We start from the raw sequence: 25,762 nt of genomic DNA, 5'->3' as shown, positions 1-25,762 counted from the left end.
TTGTTTATGTTTTTTTAGGATTGAATATAGAAGCTCCAATCGATTTTATAGAAATTATATTTAATGGAAATTCCATAAATACATGTAATAAACTTAAAAATAATAGTAATGTGAGCCCAACTCTATAATTATAGAAATATAGCGCAACGGAAACCATCCATAATACAATGATGAATATGGAACGCTTTTGAGTTAACTTTTTATGCCAACCAATAACCGTTGTTTTTGAAAACCAATTTAGGTAATGATATGTATATGCAAATGCTATGAATATTTGAATTTTTACATCTATAATATTTGATAATGAAAATGAAGTTCCGTCTGAAAAACCAAGTAATTTAGAAATGTTCATGTTCAACCAATGAAAGTTGTTTTCATTGTAGATATCTGTAGTCGTATCTCCTATTGAGAAACCATACAGTGAATAGTTTGCGAATGCAATAATGAAAGGAATTGTGAACATCAAAATAACATTAAAATACCCTATTCTAGACTTAGCTTTTAGATTTCCATACCACATAAATAATAGTGTGAATAGATACACATGGATGACCGTTGGTAGCAAAACTCCAAAGACAACGTGGTATAGCGGATAAAAGTGTAGTAATACTGCTAAAACAGCTCCTAAAGCAATCGTTAAGTATTGATGTGTTTTCTTTTTAAACCCAACAAATGCAATAGCACATGCGATAGCTATAAAAAAACACGAGTTTAAATATGTTGGTAAGTAAAGTATAATTTGCTTAATGATTGTGTGCTCATGAAATGCTTCAAAAATTGGCAACCGTAGCAATAATGGAATTGATAATAATGTCGAAAAAAGTATCGTACCATAAATCCAAACTTTATTGTTCGCTACAAAATATTCTTTATCACGAATCCAGTTGATTTCTGTAAAATAATGTAATGGACCTAGTACGGCATATGCAAAAAGGAAAAGTTCAAATGGCAACCAATAGGCAAATATGAGCGAGATTAGTATTAATCCTGTATTTAAAAGATCTACATTATGCGTTTTCATAGTGTTTAAAAATAAAAAAAGCTCCGTAAACTACGAAGCTTTTTTGTTTTAATTTGAGAATTGAATACAAATTGTATTGTACACAACTTATTGTATAATCATTTTCTTAGTATCTACTTTCTGACCACCAACATATAAAGTGTAGTAATACATACCTGAAGATAATGTTCTAGTATTAATATTTAATTCTTGATCTCCTTTTTGATCTAAATCTACTTGCGAAATAATTTGTCCAGCAGTATTTACAAATACAATAGTAGCTTGTCCTGACATTGTTTGTGGAACAAAGTAACGAATTGCAGAAGTATCATTAAATGGATTTGGAATATTTTGGTATAAGATAGCTGCATCTCTTGATGCATTTCCTCCACCTGAAACTCCTAACGTTCCATCACATGCACATAATTCAATATCAGTAACTCTTGTAAGTAAGTCATCAATTTGTGCTTGTTGTGCAGTATTTTCAGCTTCTAAAGTTGCTAAGATTGGTGATAAATCAACATTTACAGAAGTTCCACCTTCAATAGCAACCGTTAATGTGTTACCACTTAAAGTTGCAGAAGTTAAATTTTGATTATCTGTTCCTGTTCCATCAGCAATTGAAGCTAAGTCAACTCCAGTTCCACCAGAAATATTTAATGTAGTTCCCGACAATGATAAATCTTGACTATCAGTTCCTGTTCCATCAGCTAATGAAGATAAATCAACTCCAGTTCCTCCAGAGATGTTTAATGTACTTCCTGATAATGATAAATCTTGACTATCTGTATTATCTAGGTATCCTGATAAGTCTACTGTTCCAGCGCTTCCTGTAATACTTAAAGTATTAGTAGCTAAAGAGATTGCTTGTGCATCTGTACCTGTTCCATCTTGTAATGAAACTAAATCAACTCCTGTTCCTCCAGAAATATTTAATGTAGTTCCTGATAAGGATAAACCTTGTGCATCTGTATTATCTAAATATCCTGATAAATCAACTGTTCCAGCGCTTCCTGTAATACTTAATGTATTTGTTGCTAATGAAATTGCTTGCGCATCTGTTCCTGTTCCATCTTGTAAAGAAGACAAATCAACTCCAGTTCCACCAGAAATGTTTAATGTAGTTCCAGATAATGATAAATCTTGTTCATCTGTATTATCTAAATATGGTGCTAAATCAACTGTTCCAGCACTTCCAGTAATACTTAATGTATTTGTTGCTAATGAAATTGCTTGCGCATCTGTGTTGTCTAAATATCCTGATAAATCAACTGTTCCAGCATCACCAGTAATGCTTAAAGTATTTGTTGCCAAAGAAATTGCTTGTGCATCTGTATTATCTAAATATGGAGATAAATCAACTGATCCACCATCTACTAAACTCAATGTGTTTGTAGCGAGTGATAAATCCTGAGTATCCATATTCATCATACCTTTCCATTGCGTTCCATCCCAATAAAATGCATTATCAGTTTCTGTATCGTATACAACCATACCTTCATCAGTTGCTCCTAGCGAGCTTCCAAACGCAGTACGTTCAGCAGTTGTCATACGGTTTAAGTGTAAACCTTTTGTTGTTCCTGTTAAGTCTAAAGAAGCTCTTGCATTTGGTGCATCTGTACCAATACCAACACTTAATGGATTTGTACTTCCACCAAGAACCATTGTATTATCATTTACTGCTGTTGCAGCATTACCAATAGCAACCGAGTTGAATCCTTGTACGTTTGCGGCATTACCAATAGCAATGTTATTTGTAGGATTTAAAGCACTTGGATCTGTAGAAGAGGCCTGATATCCAATTACAATTGCTCCATCATTTTGTGCTACTGTAGTAGAACCGATTGCTATCGCAAATGGGTTGTCAATATCTACAGAACGCCCAATACCTACAACATCATTTTCTTCAATATCTACACGATCACCAATACCAACAGAATAATCTGCTAGATTAGACATATTTCCTAAGTATCCCATCATAATAGAGTAATCTCCTCTAACATCATGATCATGTCCTAAAGAAACTGAATATTGTCCATCAATAAATGCTCTGTTACCAAATCCCATTACATTGTTATTACTTACCGTAATGTCGTAACCATAAAACACGGCGTTAGAACGGTTTGTATTATCAAAATCTGCTAACGATCCCATACCAACGTTGTACTGACCTTCACGGTTAGAAAAACCAGTAGAGAAACCTACATATGTATTGTGATTTGCGTTTGATGTATTATTAGTACGGTTGTTATCCCAACCTGCTTGTGCTCCAATGAATGTGTTATAATCTGCCCATTCTGTAGCTACACCGGCAGCGGCACCAACCATTGTGTTGTAAATACCATCTCCAATATCAATTGCAGCAGAATCTCCAACTCCCGTGTTGTGGTGACCATCATCAACATCACTCATAGCTTCACTACCAATAGCTGTGTTTCGGTAACCTACATCAGAAGAAATACCCACTTCGTTACCTACAAATGTTTGTTTGTAACCAGTTGTGTTACTAAAACCTGCATCTTCTCCAATAAACGTGTTTTCATAACCAGTTGTATTGTTTGCTCCAGATTCTTCTCCGACGAACGTATTGTCATAACCAGTTGTGTTATTTTCTCCAGATTCAGCTCCGATAAATGTGTTATCTCCACCAGTAAGAGTTAATCTACCAGCTTCATATCCGATAAACGTGTTATCGAAACCAGTTGTGTTAGAATATCCTGCAAGATACCCGATTGCAACTAGCTCACTAGTTGTAACACTACGTCCTGCACTATAACCGAATAATGTTACTCTCGATCCAGAGGTAATGAAACTACCTGTACTATCTCCGTAAAATGTGTTGAAGTCTCCTGAAGTGATTGCTACTCCAGAACCAGTACCCATGGTTTCGTTTAATGTCTGTGCTTGCATGCCTGTTACTCCTAATAAGCATAGCAAAAACACAACTACGAGGGGTAATTGTTTTTTCATAATAGAATTGTTGTTAGTTTATTTATATGGTATATCAAATATAGTAATTATAATTTTAACATATTGTTCAAATATAATTAACAAGCCGTTAAGATTACTGGGTAGATATACCTGTTTTTAGAAATTATGTATTATTGGTACTATTTTATTTATAATTGGTAGTTTTGGGATTGAATAATTCTTTTATATTGCATGAAAATTAACCTAACTGTAATGCCAAAAGCTAAAAATTTTATTAGCTGGATGCTTTTCGCATTCGTGTTTATTATATACGCTATATCATCATCTAGAACCATTGCGTTTTGGGACAGTCCGGAATTTATTACTAGTAGTTATACACTACAAGCATCACATCCAGCTGGTGCTCCTTTTTACACTATTTTATCAAAAATTATATTGTCATTTTTCCCAACAAGCATGGCAGCATACGTTAGTAATTTGATTTCTGCTTTTTTTGGAGCTTTGACTATTACACTGTTGTTTAGAATTGTTATAAATATATCGGAACGTATACTTTCAACATCAAAAAGTAATCATCCACCTACATTGATCTTGATTTCTGGAATTATTTCAGCATTAACCTTAGCATTTTCCGATAGTTTTTGGACAGCATCTACTGAAACTGAAGTATATACGCTATCATTTGCTTTGATGACAGGAATGGTTTATGTGATGTTACTATGGGAACAAACCACAAATAAGAGAAAAGAAATACGGTTACTTTTATTCTTTTCCTTGCTTTTAGGAATCGCTACAGGAGTTCACTTGATTTTAATAGCCATTGTAATTCCGCTTTCTATTCTCATTGCACACAAAAAATTTGAACTTACGATTAAGAGTTTTATAATTGCCATTTTACTTGGTTGCATCGCTTTCTTTTTTATCTACGGATTCGTGGTACAAGGAAGTATCAAACTAACAAATAGCTTGGATATTTGGTTGGTAAACTCTTTCAATATGTCATTAAACACAGGAATTATTGGTATACTTTTACTAATTGCAATACTATTTAGTTTCTTACTTATATATTCGCGAAAGCGACAAAAAATAACGCTTCATCATAGTGTTTTAGGAGTTATCTTCTTTTTGATTGGAATGAGTTCTTTTTTCATGCCAATGCAACGATCTGGAGCAAATACTTTGATTGCAGAAAGTGTAAAGAATAGTAATAAAATGTTGCAATATGTTCGTGCAGAACAGTTTGGAGTTTCTTCCATTCCATTACTAAAAGGACCTGTTTATAATGCGCCTTTGGATAAAGATGTTGGTTTTGTTGATGGAAAACCTACATATACATACAATTCAGATTCGGAACAATACGAAATGGTACATGATGGTAAATTCAAAGAAGTGAATTATTCTGATGAGTTTACTACGTTTTTTCCACGAATGTTTGATAAAGGTGATGCCGAAAAATACAAAGCGTGGACGCCTATTTTTGGAGAACCAATCAACTATCCTGTACGTGGTGAAATGGTTACCATTAATAAACCAACTTTTAATGAAAATCTAAGCTTTTTCATTAATTATCAAATGATTTGGATGAATGCACGGTATTTATTTTGGAATTTTATTGGAAGGCAAAACGATCATCAGGGATTAGGTTATATTAAAGATGGTAATTGGATTAGCGGAATTAACGCATTGGATAAATACAGAATCGGAGATCAATCTATTATTCCTGAATATTATAAAAACCACAAAGGAAATGATGCGTATTACTTTTTACCATTTATTCTAGGTATTTTAGGATTGATTGCATTATGGAAACATAAACAATATTTTTGGACAACCTTACTCTTATTTCTAACTTTTGGTATTGGAATTACAATTTATGTAAATCCTGTTCCTTCAAGTATTTTGGTGCGTGAACGCGATTATATATTTATTGGTTCTTTCGTCATTTTTGCACTTTGGGTAGGACTTTCTGTCATTGCCTTATTTCAATTTACCAAGTTCATAACAAATCAAAAAGTTCGTTTTGCAGTAGTTGGTTTGATTGCCTTTTTAGCGGCACCAGGACAGTTATTTGCAAAAGGTTGGGACAATCATCAACGTAGTTACGATGATTTTGCATACAACTTTGGAAAAGCCTATTTAGATGCCTGTCCGCAACAAGCTATTTTAATTACCGATGGAGATAATATGACATTCCCTATTTGGTATTTACAACAAGTTGAAGGCTATCGAACAGATGTACGCGTGATTAATTTTGATCAATTAAATATTGAAACACATATTAATAATTTAAAACGTAAATTATTCCAATCAAACCCAATAAAACTCAGCTTAAACAAGGAATTTTACATTAGTGGTGTTGAAAAATTAATTCCTTTACAGGAAGAAATAAAAGAAGCTGCCAATCTTCCTGTAATGTTTAATTTCTTGAATAGTGAAACTACTCGTGTTAACTGGAATGGACGTATGCGTCATTACATTCCGTCTACTTCATTTTCAATTCCTATTGATACGCTAGGGCTTCAAAAAATACTTGATCCAACAGAGTTAAATGCTTCCCACACATCAACAATAACATGGAATCATCCAAAAAAGTTTTATGGTTTAAATGAAATTGTGTTAATGAATATTTTAACTAACAATATTCAAGATCGTCAAATATGCTTCGCTATTAATGGAAAAAAACGACACAATATAGGTTTGGAACTATATTTCGTTCAAAATGGAATGATTAATATTCTGTCACCAATTCAACGCAAAGACCCAAAACTCAACCCAAAAATTGTCAATACAAACATGATGCATTCATATCTAATGAATACTGTTGATTTTAAAGGATTGGATGATGAAGATCGTTTTATAAGAAATGAAAATGCAACGTACGTTCGTGAAATTTTAAGACAGAACTATTATTTTCTTGCGCAAGCATTATTAGAAGAAGGAAAAACTAAAGAATCAATTGAAGTTTTAGATAAATGCATTTCACTTTTTCCTAATAAAACCATTCCATTCAAACAGTTTTCATTTGCTATTGGTAAATTGTATGTAAGAGCTGGACAATTGGAAAAAGGGACTCAAATTTGTAGAGAAGCCATGCAAAATATCTGGGATGAATTGCAATGGATGACTTCTTTTGATCCTCCACATCCTATTATAAATTTACGTCATGCATATCGATTAAAAGAAATGTATGCACAAATGTTAAAACAATTTCCAAATGGTATTGAAAACGCACCAATAAGTCAAGAAATATTTCAACGATTTAATGCAGCTTTTTTAACATGGCAAAAACGAAATTGGCCATATTAATTCCCCTAACTATGTTATTCTCAACTGAAGTTACTTCTTCAAAAATTATATCCGACAATCCACTATTCCAACGAACACTGAAAGCGTATCATTTAGTTGCACCACATATTCATGGAAACGTACTTGAAATAGGCTGTGGAGAAGGTTATGGAGTTGAATTATTATACAAAAATGCTGATAAATTAACCTTGATTGATAAATCACTATATACATCCGAAATTATCAAAAAGAAATATCCGAAGGTAACCGTTATACAAGAGAAAATTCCGCCATTAACGAATTTAGCAGATAATAGTTTTGATGTTATTGTTTCGTTTCAAGTAATTGAACATATTAAAGAAGCTGATTTATATTTACAAGAAATTCATCGTGTATTAAAACCTTCAGGAAAGGCTTATATTTCTACACCTAATGCTTTAAAAACAATTGCTAGAAATCCTTGGCATTACAAAGAATATACGTTTGAAAATTTATCAACTTTATTTCAAAAAATCTTTTCAAATTATACGATTCAAGCTATTAAAGGAAATGAAAAAACGACTGCCTATTACGAGAAGAATAACAAATCGGTAAAGCATTTTTTAAAGTTTGATATTTTTAATTTACAACACATTCTTCCTGCAGGATTGTTACAAATCCCTTATGAAATTGCCAATCGGATGAATCGTAAAAAGTTATTAAACAAAAATCCTGATTTGGTAAATAGCATCACATTAGAAGATTATTCGCTTACTGCACATTCGGAAGCAACACTTGATTTCTTTTGTACGCTTGTTAAATAGATATTAGACCGCTGCGCTGCTAGATATTAGATCGCTCTTAGCATTTATTATAAAAAAAAGCTCCACAATATCACTTGCAAAGCCTTTTCTATTACACTAAACTAATCCTTATTATTCTAATTGTAATGTTTTAATGTCTGCAATTAATTGTTCAACAGCCGTTTTGTTCAAGCCGTTGTAAATTCCTCGTATTTGTCTGTTTTTATCAATCAATACAAAGTTTTCCGTATGTAAAAAATCGTCATCAGTTTTGTTTTCACCTAAGTCTTCTTCTACAAAATAGTAGTTTCTACCTAAGTCGTAAATCTCAGAACGTTTACCAGTAACTAAATGCCATTTTTTGCTATCTATTCCTTTATTTTTAGCATAATCATTTAATACCGAAACAGAATCTATTTCGGGTGTTACCGAATGTGATAACAATAAAATTTCATCATCATTTTTAAATTCCTGTTGTAAAATGTCCATGTTTGCTGTCATTTTTGGACAAATTCCTGGGCAAGTTGTAAAGAAGAAATCTGTGATATAAATTTTATCTTTAAACGTAGTTTCTGTAATCGTTTTTCCTTTTTGATTCATTAAACTAAATGCAGGAATTTGATGAAATGATTGCTGTGCTTCACTTCCATTTTCCAACCAATGTGGTGTAAAAGATGCTTCTTTGTAAAAAGGCAATGTTGCAACACGACTGCCCAATTGTTTTTTTCCGCTGTTTTCACAACCGAAAAACACTAAGACACTCATTATTAATAGCAAAAAACTACTTTGTCTGTACAATTTCATTTTGTAATTCATAACACAATCCTGATCGTTTTAAACCAAAAATACGTCCGTTTTTAGCTTCGTAATTATTAAATAGTTTTCCGTTTTTACGCCATGCTTTTTGTAAACCTTCTTCTCTTCCATTTACAATTGTGAGCATTTTGAATTTTTCTCCCGTTATATACCATTGTTCTTGAATTCCGTTTACAACGCCATCGGTATGATGTGAGATAGAACGTAGATTTCCATTTCTCCACCAGGTTTTGGAAATTCCATGTTGTTTTCCATTAACATAGTTTGCTTCAAAACTCAATAAACCATTTGGAAACCATTTTTTTCGTTCGCCATTCTTCTTTCCTAATACATACGTAACTGTTTCTGAAATTACTGCATTTGCGTATGTTGCTTCAGAAACTCCAGAAAATGGTTTCTCTTCAAAATATATCAATCCTAATGTCTGCTTTAATTCAAGCATTTTGTTAGAAACTACTACCGAAGTTTTTGGGGAAGTCACTTCGGTAGTTGTTTCTGTCTGCTGAGTAACTTTTTTGCATGATATTACTAAAAACATCAATGCAAAAAGTATTGTAAAACTATTGTATGTTACTTGCAGTTCCCTGATAATTTCCTGGAAATAAGATATAATACGCATTCAAATAAAGTTCGTTTTGTATGTGGTAATGATATTCTGCATCAGCAGTATGTTGTGTTGTGCTTGTGTGTCCGCCTGAAGCATCTAAATTTGTTGGGTAAGCTCCTGTTGAGTTACATTTTCTTCCATATAAGAAAAAGCCATCCGAAATGATTCCAATTAGTTTTTCATCATCATCAGACCATGCTTTTGGCTCTAAATGGTAATGGTAACTTTGCGGTCCTGTATGCGCTGCAGTATAATCTAAAGAAGGTAGTGCACTATCTATTGGTACATTAGGTCCTTCTTGATCATTATAAATCATAGCGCCTGAAATTGCAATTCCGATAGCTCCCAAACCAGTTGCACTAGAACTTGAAGCCAAGGTTGGACTTGCAGAAACTGTCAGCGAATACGAACCATTAAAATCATCAATATTCCCTGGTGCCATATTATCAAATGAAGTTACTGTTGGCGCTACAAATAATGGATGATCTGTTGATACAGCAGGCGTTCCAGCTCTAGCTGTTGTGCTTGACCAATATGGAGATGTATGATTTGGCATACCATTAGCTTCTATTTCTACATTAGTTCCATTCAACATAATGGTTACATTATCCGTATCAAATTCATCAAAAGCCGCGTGCAATGTTGCTGTGTCATCTCCTCCGTCAGTTGGAGTTGTTGTCGCATCATCATCACTTCCGCAAGCAACTATAAAAGTTACTGAGGCAAGTACTAAAAGTAATATTATTAGAGGTTTTCTGTTCATGTTTTTAGGTATTTAATTAGGTATATTTTTTATTTAGATGTGTTTGATTAAAAAAACTTGCGTAAAAATTTAAAATTATTGTCTTCCTCCGCGTTGTCCTCTTTGTCGACCACGTTGTCCGCCTTGTCTCCCTTCTCGTTTTGGTGCATTTTCTAATTCTTTCTTTGTAATAAATCCGTCATCATTAGTATCAATTCTTGAAAAATCGCGTTGCAATGGTCCTTTTACTTCATCTTTCTCTAGTTTACCATCTTCATTTGCGTCCATTTGTTGAAATACCTCAGCAATACTTGGACGTTCTCTATTGTTTCTGCGATTGTTTCTTCTCGGGAAACCGTTATTCCCACCACGCATTCCGCCACCAACTTTAAAACTTTCGTTTGGTGTTCCTACAAAAAATCGTGGTAAGGATGGGAAACTATCTGTTATGACATAATAATAAGTTCCGTTTGGAAATTCAGGAGTTTTACCAAAACGACCATTGGCTTCATCCAAATTGCCATGATCTTTTACATATTCAAAATCACGTGCGTACGTTCCATCATAGACTCCATTTGGTGCTGTAATTCCGTCTCCAGGACGATTCCCTTCTTTCAGTTTATAACTAGAAGTCAATTCAACCAACTGAGTACTTTCTGCGGAAGCGTACCCATATTTGTAATAAATAGGAAACCCATCTGCTGCCCAACCTAATAGAAACATACTATTTTTTTTAGCGCGCTCTACAATTCCCCAAGGTGTTCCATGGTAATGATATTCGCCTGTTGGTTGTACATGGGCATTATTGCAGTCATCACCTAAATCAACATTTGTGCTGAGTGCTTCTTTAGACCAAGCCATGTTCATTTCGCGTGTGTTTGGATTCACGAAAAACTCCATTGCTGTTGGTTCCATCTTTACACCATTAATTGCAACACCAAAAACATAATTAGGTCTTCCCTGTCCTAACATTCCATCACTATATACAGAAGTTAGTTTCTTCTTCTTTTTGGGTTGTAAATCGACTTTATAGGTTTTACTTTGAGGAGAAATAGTATTCGGGTTTCCTGCATTTGGAAATTTACCTGTCAAATGAGCAGGAATTGCATTTGATTTGATAACTCTGTACTTTCCTTGTTCAGAAACAGTTACAATACTTTCATACCGTACCATTTCAGTACATTTATATCCGTCAGTTACGGAAAAAGTATTTACAGTTGTTTCCTGTGCAAAAGAAGCAAAGGCTACTAATAAAACTGTAACGAGAAGTATGTTTTTCATATCAAAAGAATTTCATCATATTTTGTAGTTAGATGCCTTCTTTTAGAAAAACTTGTGCGAAATTTTAAATTATTTTGGTTTTTTCCTTCCGTGTCGTTTTAAAGCTTCTTGAACTATCGTATTAAAACGTGTGCGCTGTTCATCTGTACAAATCTTTTGTACTTCTTTAAAATGATAAAAGGTTTTTACATCTTTTTGACGTTCTTTTTCACCAATACGTCTTACCAAGTCATTAACTTTTGCTTTATCTACTGTAGTCTCTGCAATATGTGCGAATAATTCATCTTTTAATTCTTTGATTTCACGAGAGATTTTTTGCATTGCTTGATGATGTGTATCATTCAACGCATTGAAATCATTCATTTGTGCATTATCAAATTGTAATTCTTTAGCTATAAACTTTCCAGGATTAGGTCTTTGAGGATGTTTATCTCCAAAAATTTTAAACATAAAAAAACCATTCATTACAACAAGAAAAATCAATATGATATATAAGAGAGTATTTTTTTTCATACGCTTGATTAATTAAATAATGGTGCTTGTATGTCTTGCGACAACTCATAAGCATTGGCAAATTCAGAAACACTTTCGTTATATTCTGATTGTGTCAATTGTAAAATTCCAAAAACGTTTATAATTAATATACATATTAACGTTACAAATTGTAGTTTTGGTGTAAACCAACCAAAACCTGTTGAAACTATTGTTTCTTTTTCTGAGAATAAACGTTGCATTGTTTTATCTTTAAAAAAACCAGAAACATTGACTTCATCGATGTTTTCTAAAACATCAAATGTAGCTTCAATCTGTTCGTTTATATTTTTATGTGTCTTCATAACTATTAGTTAGATGCAATATTTTTTAAAAACTTGCGTTAGATTGAATTTTTATAAAAATTATTTAAAATCTTTTGTAAATTTTTCTTTGCTCGAAACAGTAATGATTCAATAGATGAAACACTTTTTTCTGTAATTTCGGCAACTTCTTTATAGCTTAAACCATCAACCTTATTTAGAGTAAACACAACTCTTTGTGCTTCTGGCAATTGATTGATTGCTTTAAAAATGGTTTCACTTTTTTCTTTATTTTCTAATAAAATCCCAGGATGATTCATTTCGGTAAAATATGCTGTTTTATCGATTGGAATATCATTTCCAAATATCGATTGCATAAACGCAAACCGCTTCTTTGTATTTTTCTTTCGAATGAATTCTAATGATTTATTTACAGAAATACGATACATCCATGTAGAAAGTTTTGCATTTCCTTGAAATTTATGAATCGATTTAAAAACTTCAACAAAAACCTCTTGCGCAATGTCTTCAGCATCTTCTCTATTGGGCACAAAAGATAAACACGCATGAAAAACCTGTTGCTCATATTCGTCTAGTAAACGATTATATGCTTCACGTTTTCCTGCTTGTAAATCTGCTATAAAAGTAGTTTCGCTCAATGATTTTGTTTGATTGTTTAAATTAACTAAAAATTCTAAACATAAAACAATACCTTTGCGGTTTAATTTTTATCACATGCGATTACACAGAAATTTAGTCTTTTCGGTCATTGATGGACTAAACTTAATATTTAATGAAGGAGATTATGCAGACAAGGTAGTTGAAAAACTACTGAAGCGAGACGCCCGTTGGGGAAGTCGTGATCGTAAGTTTGTTGCAGAAACTACTTATGAAATAGTACGCTGGAAGCGTTTATACGCTGAAATAGCAGATATTAAAGAAAATTATTCTCGCGAAAATTTATGGCGCATATTTGCAGTTTGGGCGACGCTTAGAGGAATTGAATTACCTGACTGGAACCAGCTAGCTGGAACACCAACACGAAGAATTAAAGGTCGTTTTGATGAAGTTTCTAAAATCAGAAAGATTAAAGAATCTATTCCAGATTGGTTAGATGAATTAGGTGTTTCTGAGCTAGGCGAAGCTGTTTGGACAAAAGAAATTAATGCTTTAAACAAACAAGCTGATGTTGTTCTTAGAACAAATACCTTACGAACTACCAAAGAAAAATTACAAGCATTATTAGCTACATATGAAAATGAAACAGAGTTTATAAAAGGACATCCTGTAGCATTACGATTAAAAGAACGCGCTAATATTTTTAGAAATGAGGCTTTTAAAAATGGTTTCTTTGAAGTACAAGATGCAAATTCGCAATTAGTTTCTGAGTTTTTAGATGTAAAACCAGGAATGAAGGTTGTAGATACTTGTGCTGGTGCTGGTGGAAAATCATTGCACTTAGCCGCTTTAATGGAAAACAAAGGAAACTTAATTTCTTTAGATATCTATGAAGGAAAGCTACGCGAATTAAAACGTAGAGCACGACGAAACGGAGTACACAATATTGAAACACGCGTGATTGATTCCACGAAAGTGATCAAAAAATTATATGACAAAGCAGATCGTGTATTGATTGATGCACCTTGTTCTGGATTGGGCGTTTTACGTAGAAATCCAGATGCAAAGTGGAAAATTCAACCAGAATTTTTAGAGAAAGTAAAAAATACACAACAAGATATTTTACAACGGTATTCACGTATGGTAAAATCGGGTGGAAAATTAGTTTATGCTACTTGTTCTATCTTACCATCTGAAAATCAAGAACAAGTAGAAAAGTTTTTAGCTTCAAATGAAGATTTTACACTTGTAGAGGATAAAAAACTATTAGCTTCTGAATCAGGATTTGATGGTTTTTACATGGCTTTATTAGAACGAAAATAGAACCCTAAATCACTTCAATATATTTTTACAATGAAAAAAACAATACTTATTTTAATCGGATTAATTTCATTTGTAGGTTTTTCACAACAAGCTTACTATAATGATGTAAATCTTACACTTACAGGAACACAATTACGAGATGCTTTAGCAACGAAAGTGATTAACACACATTCAAATTCATTATCATATTCTGAAATTTGGACAGCAACTATGGTTACTGATTTAGATCCAAGTAATTCAAATAATGTATTATTACTTTACGGATGGGAGAATGGAAGTGACGGAGATGTGACTAATGACTTATTTAGAAGTAAAAATGATAATGGTGGAAATGTTGGAGATTGGAATAGAGAACACACATTTGCAAATTCATTGGCTAGTCCTGATTTAGATGCTTCTGGACAAAGTGGGCCTCCATATAGTGATGCTCACAATTTACGTTCTACTGATGTACAAAGAAATGGGCAACGTGGAAGTCGTTTATTTTCTGCTGGTTCTGGAAATTCTGGAACTGTTGGTGCGTTTTGGTATCCTGGTGATGCTACAACTGGTGGAACTGACTGGCGTGGAGATGTTGCCAGAATTGTAATGTATATGTACTTACGCTATGGAAATCAATGTGCGCCAAATTTAGTTTCAAACGGAACTACAAACAGCGTAGATTCAAATATGATTAACTTATTATTAGACTGGAATGCTGCCGATCCTGTTTCTACGTATGAAGATGCTCGTAATACATTTCATGAAAATATTGCCAACTCAACTGCACAAGGAAATCGTAATCCTTTTATTGATAATCCACGTTTGGCAACTCAAATTTGGGGAGGAACTCCAGCAGAAGATCGTTGGGGAATTTTTACTACTGATACAGAATTACCTACTGTTCCAATGAATGTGATGGTAAGCAACGAAACAAGTAACAGCATTGATGTTTCTTGGACAGCTTCTACAGATAATATTGGTGTAACTGGATATGACGTGTATGTAGATGGAATGTTCAATCAAACCGTAGCTGGAACAACTGCAACAGTAAGTAGTTTAGCTGCTTCAACAACATATGGTTTTACAGTAAGAGCAAAAGATGCTGCTGGAAACAATTCAGCACAATCTTCTTCAACAGATGGTACAACTTTAGCTGGTGGCGGAGGCGGAACAGGTTCAAGTTTATACTTATCTGAATACATGGAAGGTAGTTCGTTCAACAAAGCACTTGAAATTGCTAATTATACAGGTTCAATTGTTGATCCTAATGATGTTGCAAATACTTATACTTTAAAAATAAGTACCAACGGAAGTGCTACTTGGAATTCTACCTACACATTTCCAATGGGAGCAATGATCAATGATGGTGACGTATACGTAATTGGAAATACTGGTTTGGCTGTTTGTACAGGTGTTGTAGATGATTCTAATGATACAATCACAGGATTTAATGGAAATGATGCGATTGGATTATTTAAAAATGATGTATTAATTGATATAATTGGAACTTTAGGAGATGGAACAACATTTGCTTCAAATACTACTTTAGTTAGAAAAGCAGATATAAGTATACCTAACCTAACATACACAGCTTCTGAATGGGATAGTTCTGCTTCAAATACATGTACAGACTTAGGAATGCATACACAAACACTTAGTGTAACTACATTTGATACTGAAACGTTTTCAGTGTACCCAAATCCAACAAATGGAGATATTGTATACATCAACACAAAAAATAATGTAGAAATCTCTTCTGTACATGTATATGATATGACAGGAAAGCAAGTTTTAACACAAGTAAACTCTACAAACAAAATTAACGTTCAAAGTTTAGAACGCGGATTGTATATTTTACAATTAAACATTGGAAATCAAACGATTAACAAGAAGTTAATAAAGCAATAAAATATAAATTCCACTATAATATAATGGCTCTGTAAATTCTTATAGAGCCATTTTTTTCTTATACTTACGTAAATAATTTCAGACTAATGAACCAATTTACGCTATTTATCACACTTCTTTTTATAAGTTTTTGTGGCTTTGCGCAAGATACAGAATCACCAACAACACCTACTAATTTTGAATTTCCTTATTATTCTGGTGTATCTGGTCCACAAGCTACTGTCATAGAATGGGAACATTCAACAGACAACATTGGTGTAACCGAGTATGAAATATATGTTAATGGAGAATATCTTGAAACCGTGCCATTTGATAGTAACGATGTTATACAGACTGAAGGCTTTTCAGGCTTAACAAATGGTACTTATTGTTATAAAGTACGAGCAAAAGACGCTGCTGGAAATAGTTCCGATTTTACAAATGAAATTTGTTTTTCTGTAAACTGTGCTTGGTGTGTACCAGATCCTACCGATTTATACATATCTTCAATTATGAATTATTCAGGAAATAATAAAATAATTGAAATTACAAATTTAACAGAGAATGATATTGACTTATCTTCTTACTCTTTGAAAATTAGTTTTAATGGATCAGTAACTTGGTATAATTTAGTGTATACATTTCCTAACAATACAACTCTTTCAGTTGAGGATACCTTTGTTATTGGTAATTCAAGTATTACGATGTGTGCAGATAGAGTTGATGATTATAATAATATTATCACTTTTTTTGATGGAAATGATGTTATTGGTTTATTTAAAAATGATGTGCTCATTGATATTATTGGAGAACTTGGTAGTAGTGCTACGATAATGAATTATAATACATATGCAAAAGTAACAACTATGGTAAATGATGGATTACCTAATACAACATATAATCCATATAGGTGGTTTCCTAGTAGCAACAATACAAATAGTTGTCCAAATGACCTTGGATATGCGTTTTTATATGTTTTGGATACTGAAGAAGTCGAAACAAACAGTTTCCAAATCTACCCAAATCCTGTAAAAGGAAATTCATTATATGTTGATACAAAAAACAATCAAACTATTGATACAGTTTCAATTTTTGATATAAATGGTAGAAATATACGAACCTATACAACAATCCTTAACAATCAACTAGATATTCAAAACATCAAACAAGGTGTGTACTTTGTGAAAATTCAATCTGGAAATAAAATCAGCACACACAAATTAGTCAGGCAATAAAATCAATCTTACTAAAAAAATAAAAGCTCCGAACGTACATCCGAAGCTTTTTTATATTACACAATTATGCCAGTAATAATGTAATTATTTATAAAAGTATACACTTTTTTCTATTTCTAAAAATTGTTTCACAACTATTTATACAACTAACGCAACGCCAAATCCATTGCTTTGGTAGCATGAATTGTTGTAGTATCAAACACAGGAATTGTAACATCTTCTTGTTTTATGAGCAATGGAATTTCGGTACAGCCTAAAATAACTCCTTCCGCACCAGCTTGTCGCATGCGTTCAATAACAGCTAAATACCTTTCTTTAGAGCTTGGTTTTAATTCTCCTTTAGACAATTCGTCATAAATAACACGATGAATTTCATCTCTATCTTCATCATTCGGAATCAAGGTTTTTATACCGAAAGAAGACAATACATCTTTGTAAAAATCTTTCTCCATTGTATATTTTGTTCCCAACAAAGCCACTGTTTTTAATTTCTTTTCTTGAATCTTTTCTGAAGTCGCTTCTGCAATATGAATAACAGGAATAGAAGTATGCTTTCGTACGGCGTCAATTGTTAAGTGCATCGTATTTGCACAAATTAAAATACAATCTGCACCAGCATTTTCTAAACTTTTTGCTGCATTTGCCATCAATTCATCTAACAAATCCCAGCGACCTTCGGTCTGTAATCTATGTATTTCTTCAAATTGTACAGTATAAATAATGCTTTTTGCAGTATGTTTTCCGCCAAGTCGTTCTGCGGCTAATGTGTTTAAAACCTGATAATATAAAATGGTAGATTGCCACGTAATTCCACCAATAAGTCCAATAGTTTGCATGATTGTGAATTTATGAGTCTAAAATTAGGGATTTATTCGCTTTGCTTCTACTTTTGCACATATATATTTTTAGCATATGACAACCTTATTAATCAACATCAAAGAATTACTTCAAGTTCGAGAAACAGCTATTTCTAAAATTTCTGGAGCTGACATGAAACAGCTTCCCATTATAGAAAATGCATATGTATATATTGTAGATGATGTAATTTCTAGTTACGGTTCTATGAAAGAAATTGAAATCGCTTCCGCAGATAAAATCATTGATTGTACAGGAAAGGTTGTCTTACCAACTTGGTGCGATAGTCATACACACTTAGTGTACGCTGGAAACAGAGCGCAAGAATTTGTAGATCGTATCAATGGTTTGAGTTATGAAGAAATTGCAAATCGTGGTGGCGGTATTTTAAACTCAGCTAAAAAATTGCAAGAAGCTTCCGAAGATGATTTATTTACACAATCTGCCAAGCGTTTAGAAGAAGTAATGCATATGGGAACTGGCGCTATAGAAATCAAATCTGGTTACGGGTTAACAACTGAAGCCGAACTCAAAATGCTGCGTGTTGCCAAACGTTTAAAGGAAACTTATAACTTTCCAATCAAAACAACGTTTTTAGGCGCACACGCCATTCCTGCAAATTACAAAGGAAATCAAGATGGTTATATGGATTTGGTAATTGATGAAATGTTGCCAAAAGTTGCTAAGGAAAATCTTGCTGAATATGTAGACATCTTTTGTGAAAAAGGATATTTCACATTGGAAGATACTGAACGACTTTTAAAAGCTGCACAACAATACAATCTTACACCGAAAATACACGTAAATCAATTCAATGCTTTTGGAGGTGTTGCACTTGGCGTGAAATACAACGCACTTTCCGTGGATCATTTAGAAGAACTCAATGACGATGATATTTTGGCTTTACAAGGAAGTAATACAATGCCAGTTGCGTTACCGTCATGTTCTTACTTTTTAAGTATTCCATATACGCCAGCCCGAAAATTAATGGATGCTGGTTTACCGGTTGCATTAGCTACTGATTACAATCCTGGTTCTACGCCTTCTGGAAACATGAATTTTGTAGTAAGTACGGCGTGTATAAAGATGAAAATGACACCAGAAGAAGCAATCAATGCTGCTACAATTAACGGCGCATATGCTATGGGACTTTCGGAAACACATGGAAGTATTACAGTTGGAAAAGCTGCAAACCTAATTATCACTAAAGAAATTGAATCGTACAATGTATTGCCATATGCATTTGGTGATAACAATATTGAGTACGTTTTAATTAATGGAAAAGTTATTGTCTAGACTATATTAGATTGTTAGACAGACTTAGACTTCTTGAATTCTTGGATGTTTGTCATTCTTGCGTAGGCAGGAATCTATTTTTTATCGTAGTCAATTGTTGTAAAATAGTATCACTTTATATAAATAATCACAATGTTTAATTTCTCGCTTTCGCTGAATTCGCCACTTTCCAAGTTATTGCTTGATAAGAAAATTATAGATTTCAAAAGCGCAATTGCATACGTAAATCAATTGCCATATGGACGCACTTCTGATCGTAGCGATTATCGTTTAATCATTCCTGAAAACAAAGGAACCTGTTCTACAAAACATGCTTTCTTGAAGCAACTTGCAATTGAAAATAATCAGGAAACAGTAGAATTATTCATTGGAATTTATCAAATGAATGAAATCAATACCAAAGGTGTTGGAAGCGTTTTAACGAAATATCAGCTCAATTATATTCCAGAAGCACATACATATCTTAAAATCAACGGAAATCTACTTGATATTACGCGAACAACGGAAAACAGTACTTCTTTTGAAGATAGTTTACTAAAAGAAGAACAAATTCTTCCACATCAAATTGCGGATTACAAAGTAACTTGGCATCAAGATTTCCTCAAACAATGGATTTCTGCCGAACAACGCTCCTATTCTTTTAATGAAATATGGAAAATTCGTGAAGAATGTATTGCAGCAATCTCGGAATAGTTATATTTTCATTTACATATTTATTTTTTTCAACTCACAATCATACGTCAAATCATATAAAAACGTACATTAGCACTTACGTAACTGACTAAAAACCCATGCTACAATTTTACACAAAAGCTACACTTGATACATTTATCAGTCCACGCAAAGGCGAAACGAAATTTGGCGAAAAAGTAGAAACACTTTACCTACAAGAAAGCTTAGAACTACAATTACAAGAAAGTAATGCGAAGTATGTTTTACTTGGAATTCCTGAAGATATTGGCGTATTGGCAAACCGAGGGAAAGCTGGTGCTACAACAGCATGGAAAGCCGCTTTGAGCTCTTTATTAAATACGCAGCACAATGCGATCAACAATGGAAAAAAGGTGTTGATATTAGGTCATTTAGACTTCTCTGAATTCCTCCAAACTGCAAAAAATTTAGACAAAACTGCAATTGATTATTATAAACAACTTTCAAGTTTAGTCAGCAAAATTGATGAAGAAGTTAGCTATTTGATTTTTCAAATTATAAAAGCTGGAAAAAAACCAATCATTATTGGTGGTGGACACAACAATGCTTACGGAAATATAAAAGGAACTGCACTTGGACATAGCAAAGCAATTAATGTAGTGAATTTTGATGCGCATACCGATTTTAGAAGTTTAGAAGGAAGACATAGTGGAAATGGCTTTAGTTATGCATTTAAACAAAACTTCCTACAGAATTATTTTATGTTTGGATTGCATGAAAATTATACCTCCAAAAAAATATTCAATACAATTGAAGAATATCCTGATCGCTTACAATACAATACATTTGAAAGTATTGAAATTCGTGAAGAACAAGGATTTTCATTTCAAATGAATCGAGCATTAGACTTTATCAAAAATCGTCCTTTTGGTGTAGAAATTGATTGTGATTCTATCGAAAATGTACCAAGCAGCGCTATGACACCAAGTGGTTTTAGCGCCAATCAAGCACGTGCTTTTTCTTCTTTCTTTGGTAAACATAAAAATGCTGCATATCTACATTTATGCGAAGCTGCACCAAATGAAAATGATACAAATGAAATGTATCGAATTGGAAAATTATTAAGTTATCTTATCACAGATTTTATGCGTAAATAAGTTATTTCATTTGGAAATTATAACAAAACTTTATACTTTTACATAAGTACTTATATAAACAGTTATCTAAATGGATGCATTACGTAATTTTAGAGAAATAGGAATTGGTTCAAGATTGACACGTGTCAGTGAATATATGATGAAAGAAACGCAAAAAGTATATGATACACTTGCAATAGATTTTGATCCATATCTCTTTCCAGTTTTCAAAATGATTTCACTTGAAAACCGAACAACAAACACAGAACTTAGAGAAGTATTGCATGTGTCACAACCTGCAATTACACAGACCTTAAACAAATTAGTAAAGAAAGAATTGATTGTTATAAAAGCGGATGAATCCGATAAACGCAAAAAGAACATTTGCTTATCACCTAAAGGAGAAAAACTCTTAATTCGAATCATTCCTATTTGGAATAGCATGCATGAAGTTTTGCATGATTATACGACGCATTCATCAGGTTCATTAGTAGAACATTTAGACAAATTGGAAAGCAAGTTTATACAAAAAGATATGAGTAAAACTATGCTGGAACATATTCAAAATTCAGCACAAACAGAAGTTTCAATCATTTCTTTTGAAGAACAGTACGCAAAAGATTTTTACGATTTAAATATTGAATGGTTAGAAACATTTTTCTATGTAGAACCACATGATGAAGAAGTACTTAGTCAGGCCAAGAGTTATATCATTGATAATGGCGGTCATATCTTTTTTGCCAAAATAGGAGACAAAATTGCAGGAACAGTAGCACTTATAAAAATAGAAGATGGAATTTTTGAATTGAGTAAAATGGCAGTTAGTGTTTCTTTTAGAGGTAAAAAAATTGGGCAACAATTATTACAATACTGTTTAGATTTTTCCAAAGCACAAAAATTTGAAAAGCTTCTACTCTATTCCAATCGAAAACTTGAAAACGCTATTTATATCTATGAAAAATATGGCTTTGTAGAAATTCCAATAGAAAACGACAATCCGTATGCACGTGGTGATATTAAGATGGAATTAATTTTAGATCGTTAGATTTCTTTGGTTTTAGACCTCATTAGATTTATTTGTTAAAACGTAAATCTTCTACAATTTAAATTCGACATTTAAAATAAAATAATTTCTTCTCGTAACATTTGTGTAGTTTTATCGTCTAGTATGCGTATTGAATTCTAAATCATCAATGAAAGAAAGTTACATTACATTTTTTAGACGCTTTTGGATTGTAATAATCGTTGCGTTTATAGCGTATAATTTTATATATCCAGAAACGTTTTCCAGAGAAAACATAGCCACAAATATTCAAGCATTTGGAAATTATGGCTTAGCAATTTTCTTCTTTTGTCACCTTATCAGAGGTTTTGTAATGTTGCCAAGTACAGCCTTAATTTTTGCAGGTGTTTTTCTATTTCCGAATGATTTATTTTTAGTCTTAATTCTTTCCGTGATCGGAATTGTAATTTCTTCAATGATTGTATATTACTTCTCAGATAAATTGGGATTTGCCAAACTTTTTGACAAGAATACCAAAACGACAAATCTTGTAAAAGAAAAACTTTCTGGAAAATACGGTCCACTATTTATTATATTTTGGGCGTTCTTTCCATTTGTTCCAACAGATTTAATCTGCTATACAGCTGGCGCAATGAAGATTAACCCAATCGTTTTTGCAATTAGTATTTTTATTGGAGAATTGATTTTGTGTAGTTTATACGTGTACGGAAGTGCTTATTTTATATAATATTCACGTATAAATTTTTCAGTATAATTTGATGAAACTCTTCAATATCATACGGTTTGATGATAAAATCATTCATACCAGCTTCATAAATTTTACCTTTAATTTGTTCTTCTTCAACGGCAGTTAATGCAATAATTGGAGTTTCAATCTCTAGTTCTCGTATTTGCTTTGTCGTTTCAATTCCATCAATTTTTGGCATATTAATGTCCATTAGAATTAAATCGTACACATTGCTTTTTATCTTTTCTAATGCTTGAAAACCATCTTCTGCAACATCACTTTGATAACCTTTACTCATTAAAATACGCTTGGTTACAACACGATTAATTTTATTATCATCCACAACCAAAATTCTCTTTTTATTATTTTCAATAGTATCTTTAGAAGTTAAAGAAACTTTCTCTAACAACTCTTTACTTTCCTCAAAAGCAATAGAAAATGTAAATGCTGCACCTTTATCTTTTTCACTTTTCAGTGAGATATTACTATTAAATAATTCAAGTAAGCTCTTTACAATTGGCAGGCCTAAACCAGTTCCTTGATAATTTTTTTCAATAGGACGCAATTGTACAAACTTGTCAAAAATGGCAACTTGTTTTTCTTTTGGAATTCCTAAACCATCATCTTTAATTGTAAACTTTATAGTGTGTTGTGATCCTTCAATCTCTACTAAATCGAGTTGAATCCATATGTTTCCAGATTCAGTAAATTTGATTGCGTTTCCAATTAAGTTCATTAATATCTGAGACAATCGAACCGAATCACCTAAAAGTATTTCGGGAATCTTTGTATCTATTTCTTTATGTACACTATTATTATTTTGATTGATTGCAAAACCAAACGAATTCACAACTTCATTGACTAATTTTTTAATATCAAATGGAATACGCTCTAGCTTTACACTTTTAGATTCTATTTTATTAATTTGAAGCACATTATTGATCAATGACAACAAATATTTACTCGAAAATTTTAACGATTTAAAGTTCTCATTTTGTTTCAAATTCGGGAAATCTTCTGACAATAATGAAGTTAAACCAACAACTCCATATAAAGGTGTTCGCAATTCGTGACTTACTGTAGAAAAGAACTGTGATTTTAGATTAGCTTGTTGCTCTGCTTCTTCTTTAGTCGCTCGTAATTCAGAGTTTTTCAAGCGTAGTTTTGCCAATGCTCTATTCCTAAATTTATAATTCTTAAACATGTTTATCAGTAGCAATACCAAAATAAAACCTGCAATCATCAAAATATATAATATCTGCTGCGATTGCTGCAAAATAATATCTTGATCATGTTTCTCAGCCTCAACTAACTTATAATTCTTCTTAATTTCTTCTACTTCAAACTTTATCTGCGCATTTTGTAACTCACGTAATTTTGTTTTGCTGTATAAAGAGTCTTTATACCGTAGATGTTCTTGTAATCGAATATATGCTTCGTCTGCATCACCTTGTTTCTTCGCTAATTGAGAATATGATTTATAAATTTCTGTTAGCTCATTCAATAAGTTTTCTCTTTTAGCATATAAAATTGATATTCTAAAATAGTTATTAGCTACTTCATAGTTTCCTTTATGCGTATGAAAACGTCCTAACAAGAAATTAATCTGAGCTTTTGCAGAAGTATCACCATGCTCAGTATTGATCATCTTCTCAGAATCTATTAAATACGGATACGCAGTATTGTACTTTTTCAGATCCATATAAGTCCATCCAATATTTAAAACCGGTGTGTAAATTTCGACAGTGTCATTCAGTTTTAAACCAATTTTCAAAGACTCTTTATAATAAAAGAGGGCGGAATCTGTATTTTTATAACCTTCTGAATAAATGTTTCCTAAGTTATTATAATACCAACACTTTAGCGTATCATTCTTGACGCGCTTTGCGTATTTTAATGCTTTTAGGTAATTAGATTTTGATTTGTCAAATTCGGAAAAACTTTCATAAACTAATCCCAAATCATTGTATAATATTGACAAATTATAATCATCATCAATCCGTTCAGCAAATTCAATTGCTTTATTTGCGGCTTCTAATGATTCTTTATAGTTATAACTGTTAAAGCTATCATCAACTTCGTAAGAGTATTTTTTTATACTATCTTTTATAGCTGTGCTATCTATATCCTGACTTTGCAAGAAGAGCACAGAAAAGAAGCATAGTATGGTAGGCGCTAATTTAAATTTCAAAAATAGAGGCTTTGGTTATTTCATCTACAAAATACAAAAAAATAAGATAGTGTAACATTCTTATACTTTCTATTGATTAAAAATGAGGATCTTAATATATTATAATATTATTAAGGTTGTATAACATTAATCTTTCGCTTATTTTTAGAGAGTAATACAATTACTAACCACTCATGAACATTTTTCACTACGCCTTCAAAGTAAAAGACATAACATCTACACGTAAATTTTATGTTGAATTATTAGGTTGTAAAGAAGGTAGATCAACTGAAAACTGGATAGATTTTGATTTTTACGGACATCAATTATCTGGTCATGTAAGTGAGCACTTTCCAGAGTTAGATTACTGCGGAAAAGTTGATGGTGTCAATGTTCCAATTCCACATTTTGGTTGTGTATTAACGATTTCACAATTTGAAACATTACAACAAACTTTTGAAGCTAATAATATAGAATTTGTCGTAAAACCACAAACACGTTACGCTGGACAAACTGGAGAACAACGTACCATGTTTGTCTTTGACTTTAGTGGAAATCCGTTAGAGTTTAAAGCATTTTCAAATGAAAACGAAGTGTTCGCCAAATAAAAACTAAAGTAT

22 protein-coding genes are annotated in these 25,762 nt (G+C 32.5%); 11 read left to right on the top strand and 11 right to left on the bottom strand.

The annotated features are described in order from the left end of the window. Positions 1-4: 4 nt before the first annotated feature. Together ACUUYC_RS15700 and ACUUYC_RS15695 are read right to left on the bottom strand one after the other, a co-directional pair. Entirely contained in the window at positions 5-1,021 is a 1,017-nt protein-coding gene (locus ACUUYC_RS15700) for a hypothetical protein (protein WP_474267350.1), read from the bottom strand. Positions 1,022-1,108: 87 nt separating this feature from the next. After that, positions 1,109-3,970 carry a T9SS type A sorting domain-containing protein gene (locus tag ACUUYC_RS15695; protein WP_474267348.1) on the bottom strand — a complete coding sequence of 954 codons (2,862 nt, stop codon included), beginning with the start codon at positions 3,968-3,970 and terminating at the stop codon, positions 1,109-1,111. A gap of 213 nt (positions 3,971-4,183) precedes the next feature. On the opposite strand from ACUUYC_RS15695, the gene ACUUYC_RS15690 reads away from it, so the two are divergent. Both ACUUYC_RS15690 and ACUUYC_RS15685 read left to right on the top strand, forming a co-directional pair. Beyond that, positions 4,184-7,237 (top strand): protein O-mannosyl-transferase family, encoded by a 3,054-nt coding sequence (locus ACUUYC_RS15690; protein WP_474267346.1) that lies wholly within the window; start codon positions 4,184-4,186, stop codon positions 7,235-7,237. 11 nt (positions 7,238-7,248) lie between these two features. Further along, positions 7,249-8,019, top strand: a complete 771-nt coding sequence (locus ACUUYC_RS15685; protein WP_474267344.1) for a class I SAM-dependent methyltransferase — start codon at positions 7,249-7,251, stop codon at positions 8,017-8,019. 111 nt (positions 8,020-8,130) lie between these two features. Here ACUUYC_RS15685 and ACUUYC_RS15680 read toward each other — a convergent pair whose 3' ends face one another. From ACUUYC_RS15680 to ACUUYC_RS15650, 7 genes are all read right to left on the bottom strand, one after another. After that, positions 8,131-8,763, bottom strand: a complete 633-nt coding sequence (locus tag ACUUYC_RS15680; protein WP_474267342.1) for an SCO family protein — start codon at positions 8,761-8,763, stop codon at positions 8,131-8,133. A gap of 16 nt (positions 8,764-8,779) precedes the next feature. Beyond that, a complete protein-coding gene (locus tag ACUUYC_RS15675; RefSeq protein WP_474267339.1) occupies positions 8,780-9,295 on the bottom strand; it encodes a toxin-antitoxin system YwqK family antitoxin in 516 nt (171 codons plus the stop codon). Between the two features lie 79 nt (positions 9,296-9,374). Continuing rightward, positions 9,375-10,184 (bottom strand): YHYH protein, encoded by an 810-nt coding sequence (locus ACUUYC_RS15670; RefSeq protein ID WP_474267337.1) that lies wholly within the window; start codon positions 10,182-10,184, stop codon positions 9,375-9,377. 75 nt (positions 10,185-10,259) lie between these two features. Further along, positions 10,260-11,444, bottom strand: a complete 1,185-nt coding sequence (locus tag ACUUYC_RS15665; protein WP_474267335.1) for a YHYH protein — start codon at positions 11,442-11,444, stop codon at positions 10,260-10,262. Between the two features lie 69 nt (positions 11,445-11,513). Then, positions 11,514-11,957, bottom strand: a complete 444-nt coding sequence (locus ACUUYC_RS15660) for a Spy/CpxP family protein refolding chaperone (RefSeq protein ID WP_474267333.1) — start codon at positions 11,955-11,957, stop codon at positions 11,514-11,516. Positions 11,958-11,965: 8 nt separating this feature from the next. Beyond that, positions 11,966-12,280 (bottom strand): hypothetical protein, encoded by a 315-nt coding sequence (locus ACUUYC_RS15655; protein WP_474267331.1) that lies wholly within the window; start codon positions 12,278-12,280, stop codon positions 11,966-11,968. Between the two features lie 38 nt (positions 12,281-12,318). Beyond that, positions 12,319-12,897: an RNA polymerase sigma factor gene (locus tag ACUUYC_RS15650; RefSeq protein WP_474267329.1), complete on the bottom strand. Its 579-nt coding sequence runs from the start codon at positions 12,895-12,897 to the stop codon at positions 12,319-12,321. A gap of 76 nt (positions 12,898-12,973) precedes the next feature. Here ACUUYC_RS15650 and ACUUYC_RS15645 point away from each other — a divergent pair, with 76 nt between their 5' ends. From ACUUYC_RS15645 to ACUUYC_RS15635, 3 genes are all read left to right on the top strand, one after another. Beyond that, on the top strand, positions 12,974-14,179 hold the full coding sequence (locus ACUUYC_RS15645; protein WP_474267327.1) for an RsmB/NOP family class I SAM-dependent RNA methyltransferase: 1,206 nt from the start codon (positions 12,974-12,976) through the stop codon (positions 14,177-14,179). A gap of 30 nt (positions 14,180-14,209) precedes the next feature. Continuing rightward, entirely contained in the window at positions 14,210-16,069 is a 1,860-nt protein-coding gene (locus ACUUYC_RS15640; protein ID WP_474267325.1) for an endonuclease, read from the top strand. Between the two features lie 86 nt (positions 16,070-16,155). Continuing rightward, a complete protein-coding gene (locus ACUUYC_RS15635; protein WP_474267324.1) occupies positions 16,156-17,283 on the top strand; it encodes a T9SS type A sorting domain-containing protein in 1,128 nt (375 codons plus the stop codon). 146 nt (positions 17,284-17,429) lie between these two features. Here ACUUYC_RS15635 and ACUUYC_RS15630 read toward each other — a convergent pair whose 3' ends face one another. Further along, positions 17,430-18,119, bottom strand: coding sequence for an aspartate/glutamate racemase family protein (locus ACUUYC_RS15630; protein ID WP_474267323.1), 690 nt, complete (start codon positions 18,117-18,119; stop codon positions 17,430-17,432). A gap of 76 nt (positions 18,120-18,195) precedes the next feature. On the opposite strand from ACUUYC_RS15630, the gene hutI reads away from it, so the two are divergent. The 5 genes from hutI to ACUUYC_RS15605 all read left to right on the top strand — a co-directional run bounded on the left by hutI (position 18,196) and on the right by ACUUYC_RS15605 (position 22,972). Continuing rightward, a complete protein-coding gene (gene hutI / locus ACUUYC_RS15625) occupies positions 18,196-19,434 on the top strand; it encodes an imidazolonepropionase (protein WP_474267322.1) in 1,239 nt (412 codons plus the stop codon). Between the two features lie 132 nt (positions 19,435-19,566). Next, positions 19,567-20,127: a hypothetical protein gene (locus ACUUYC_RS15620; RefSeq protein ID WP_474267321.1), complete on the top strand. Its 561-nt coding sequence runs from the start codon at positions 19,567-19,569 to the stop codon at positions 20,125-20,127. A 98-nt stretch (positions 20,128-20,225) separates the two neighbouring features. Then, positions 20,226-21,242, top strand: coding sequence for a formimidoylglutamase (locus tag ACUUYC_RS15615; RefSeq protein ID WP_474267320.1), 1,017 nt, complete (start codon positions 20,226-20,228; stop codon positions 21,240-21,242). 70 nt (positions 21,243-21,312) lie between these two features. Beyond that, positions 21,313-22,266: a bifunctional helix-turn-helix transcriptional regulator/GNAT family N-acetyltransferase gene (locus ACUUYC_RS15610; protein ID WP_474267319.1), complete on the top strand. Its 954-nt coding sequence runs from the start codon at positions 21,313-21,315 to the stop codon at positions 22,264-22,266. A 148-nt stretch (positions 22,267-22,414) separates the two neighbouring features. Continuing rightward, positions 22,415-22,972, top strand: coding sequence for a TVP38/TMEM64 family protein (locus ACUUYC_RS15605; RefSeq protein ID WP_474267316.1), 558 nt, complete (start codon positions 22,415-22,417; stop codon positions 22,970-22,972). Here the strand turns inward: ACUUYC_RS15605 and ACUUYC_RS15600 are convergent. Further along, positions 22,965-25,163, bottom strand: a complete 2,199-nt coding sequence (locus tag ACUUYC_RS15600; RefSeq protein ID WP_474267314.1) for a tetratricopeptide repeat-containing hybrid sensor histidine kinase/response regulator — start codon at positions 25,161-25,163, stop codon at positions 22,965-22,967. The two genes, ACUUYC_RS15605 and ACUUYC_RS15600, sit on opposite strands and share 8 nt — an antisense overlap. Before the next feature lie 173 nt (positions 25,164-25,336). On the opposite strand from ACUUYC_RS15600, the gene ACUUYC_RS15595 reads away from it, so the two are divergent. Beyond that, the gene (locus tag ACUUYC_RS15595; RefSeq protein ID WP_474267312.1) at positions 25,337-25,750 is read left to right on the top strand and encodes a VOC family protein; all 414 of its coding nucleotides are present in this window, start codon (positions 25,337-25,339) and stop codon (positions 25,748-25,750) included. Positions 25,751-25,762 lie beyond the last annotated feature (12 nt).

The sequence above is a fragment of the Kordia sp. E genome (genome assembly GCF_056033805.1).
This window is presented reverse-complemented; position numbering and strand designations above follow the sequence as displayed.

Bases quoted from the DNA above. Each gene is read 5' to 3' on its own strand.
- hutI (WP_474267322.1), top strand. From the start codon at position 18,196: ATGACAACCTTATTAATCAACATCAAAGAATTACTTCAAGTTCGAGAA.
- ACUUYC_RS15640 (WP_474267325.1), top strand. From the start codon at position 14,210: ATGAAAAAAACAATACTTATTTTAATCGGATTAATTTCATTTGTAGGT.
- ACUUYC_RS15665 (WP_474267335.1), bottom strand. From the start codon at position 11,444: ATGAAAAACATACTTCTCGTTACAGTTTTATTAGTAGCCTTTGCTTCT.
- ACUUYC_RS15615 (WP_474267320.1), top strand. From the start codon at position 20,226: ATGCTACAATTTTACACAAAAGCTACACTTGATACATTTATCAGTCCA.
- ACUUYC_RS15595 (WP_474267312.1), top strand. From the start codon at position 25,337: ATGAACATTTTTCACTACGCCTTCAAAGTAAAAGACATAACATCTACA.
- ACUUYC_RS15630 (WP_474267323.1), bottom strand. From the start codon at position 18,119: ATGCAAACTATTGGACTTATTGGTGGAATTACGTGGCAATCTACCATT.
- ACUUYC_RS15635 (WP_474267324.1), top strand. From the start codon at position 16,156: ATGAACCAATTTACGCTATTTATCACACTTCTTTTTATAAGTTTTTGT.
- ACUUYC_RS15645 (WP_474267327.1), top strand. From the start codon at position 12,974: ATGCGATTACACAGAAATTTAGTCTTTTCGGTCATTGATGGACTAAAC.
- ACUUYC_RS15620 (WP_474267321.1), top strand. From the start codon at position 19,567: ATGTTTAATTTCTCGCTTTCGCTGAATTCGCCACTTTCCAAGTTATTG.
- ACUUYC_RS15680 (WP_474267342.1), bottom strand. From the start codon at position 8,763: ATGAGTGTCTTAGTGTTTTTCGGTTGTGAAAACAGCGGAAAAAAACAA.
- ACUUYC_RS15695 (WP_474267348.1), bottom strand. From the start codon at position 3,970: ATGAAAAAACAATTACCCCTCGTAGTTGTGTTTTTGCTATGCTTATTA.
- ACUUYC_RS15670 (WP_474267337.1), bottom strand. From the start codon at position 10,184: ATGAACAGAAAACCTCTAATAATATTACTTTTAGTACTTGCCTCAGTA.
- ACUUYC_RS15685 (WP_474267344.1), top strand. From the start codon at position 7,249: ATGTTATTCTCAACTGAAGTTACTTCTTCAAAAATTATATCCGACAAT.
- ACUUYC_RS15700 (WP_474267350.1), bottom strand. From the start codon at position 1,021: ATGAAAACGCATAATGTAGATCTTTTAAATACAGGATTAATACTAATC.
- ACUUYC_RS15660 (WP_474267333.1), bottom strand. From the start codon at position 11,957: ATGAAAAAAAATACTCTCTTATATATCATATTGATTTTTCTTGTTGTA.
- ACUUYC_RS15610 (WP_474267319.1), top strand. From the start codon at position 21,313: ATGGATGCATTACGTAATTTTAGAGAAATAGGAATTGGTTCAAGATTG.
- ACUUYC_RS15690 (WP_474267346.1), top strand. From the start codon at position 4,184: ATGCCAAAAGCTAAAAATTTTATTAGCTGGATGCTTTTCGCATTCGTG.
- ACUUYC_RS15605 (WP_474267316.1), top strand. From the start codon at position 22,415: ATGAAAGAAAGTTACATTACATTTTTTAGACGCTTTTGGATTGTAATA.
- ACUUYC_RS15655 (WP_474267331.1), bottom strand. From the start codon at position 12,280: ATGAAGACACATAAAAATATAAACGAACAGATTGAAGCTACATTTGAT.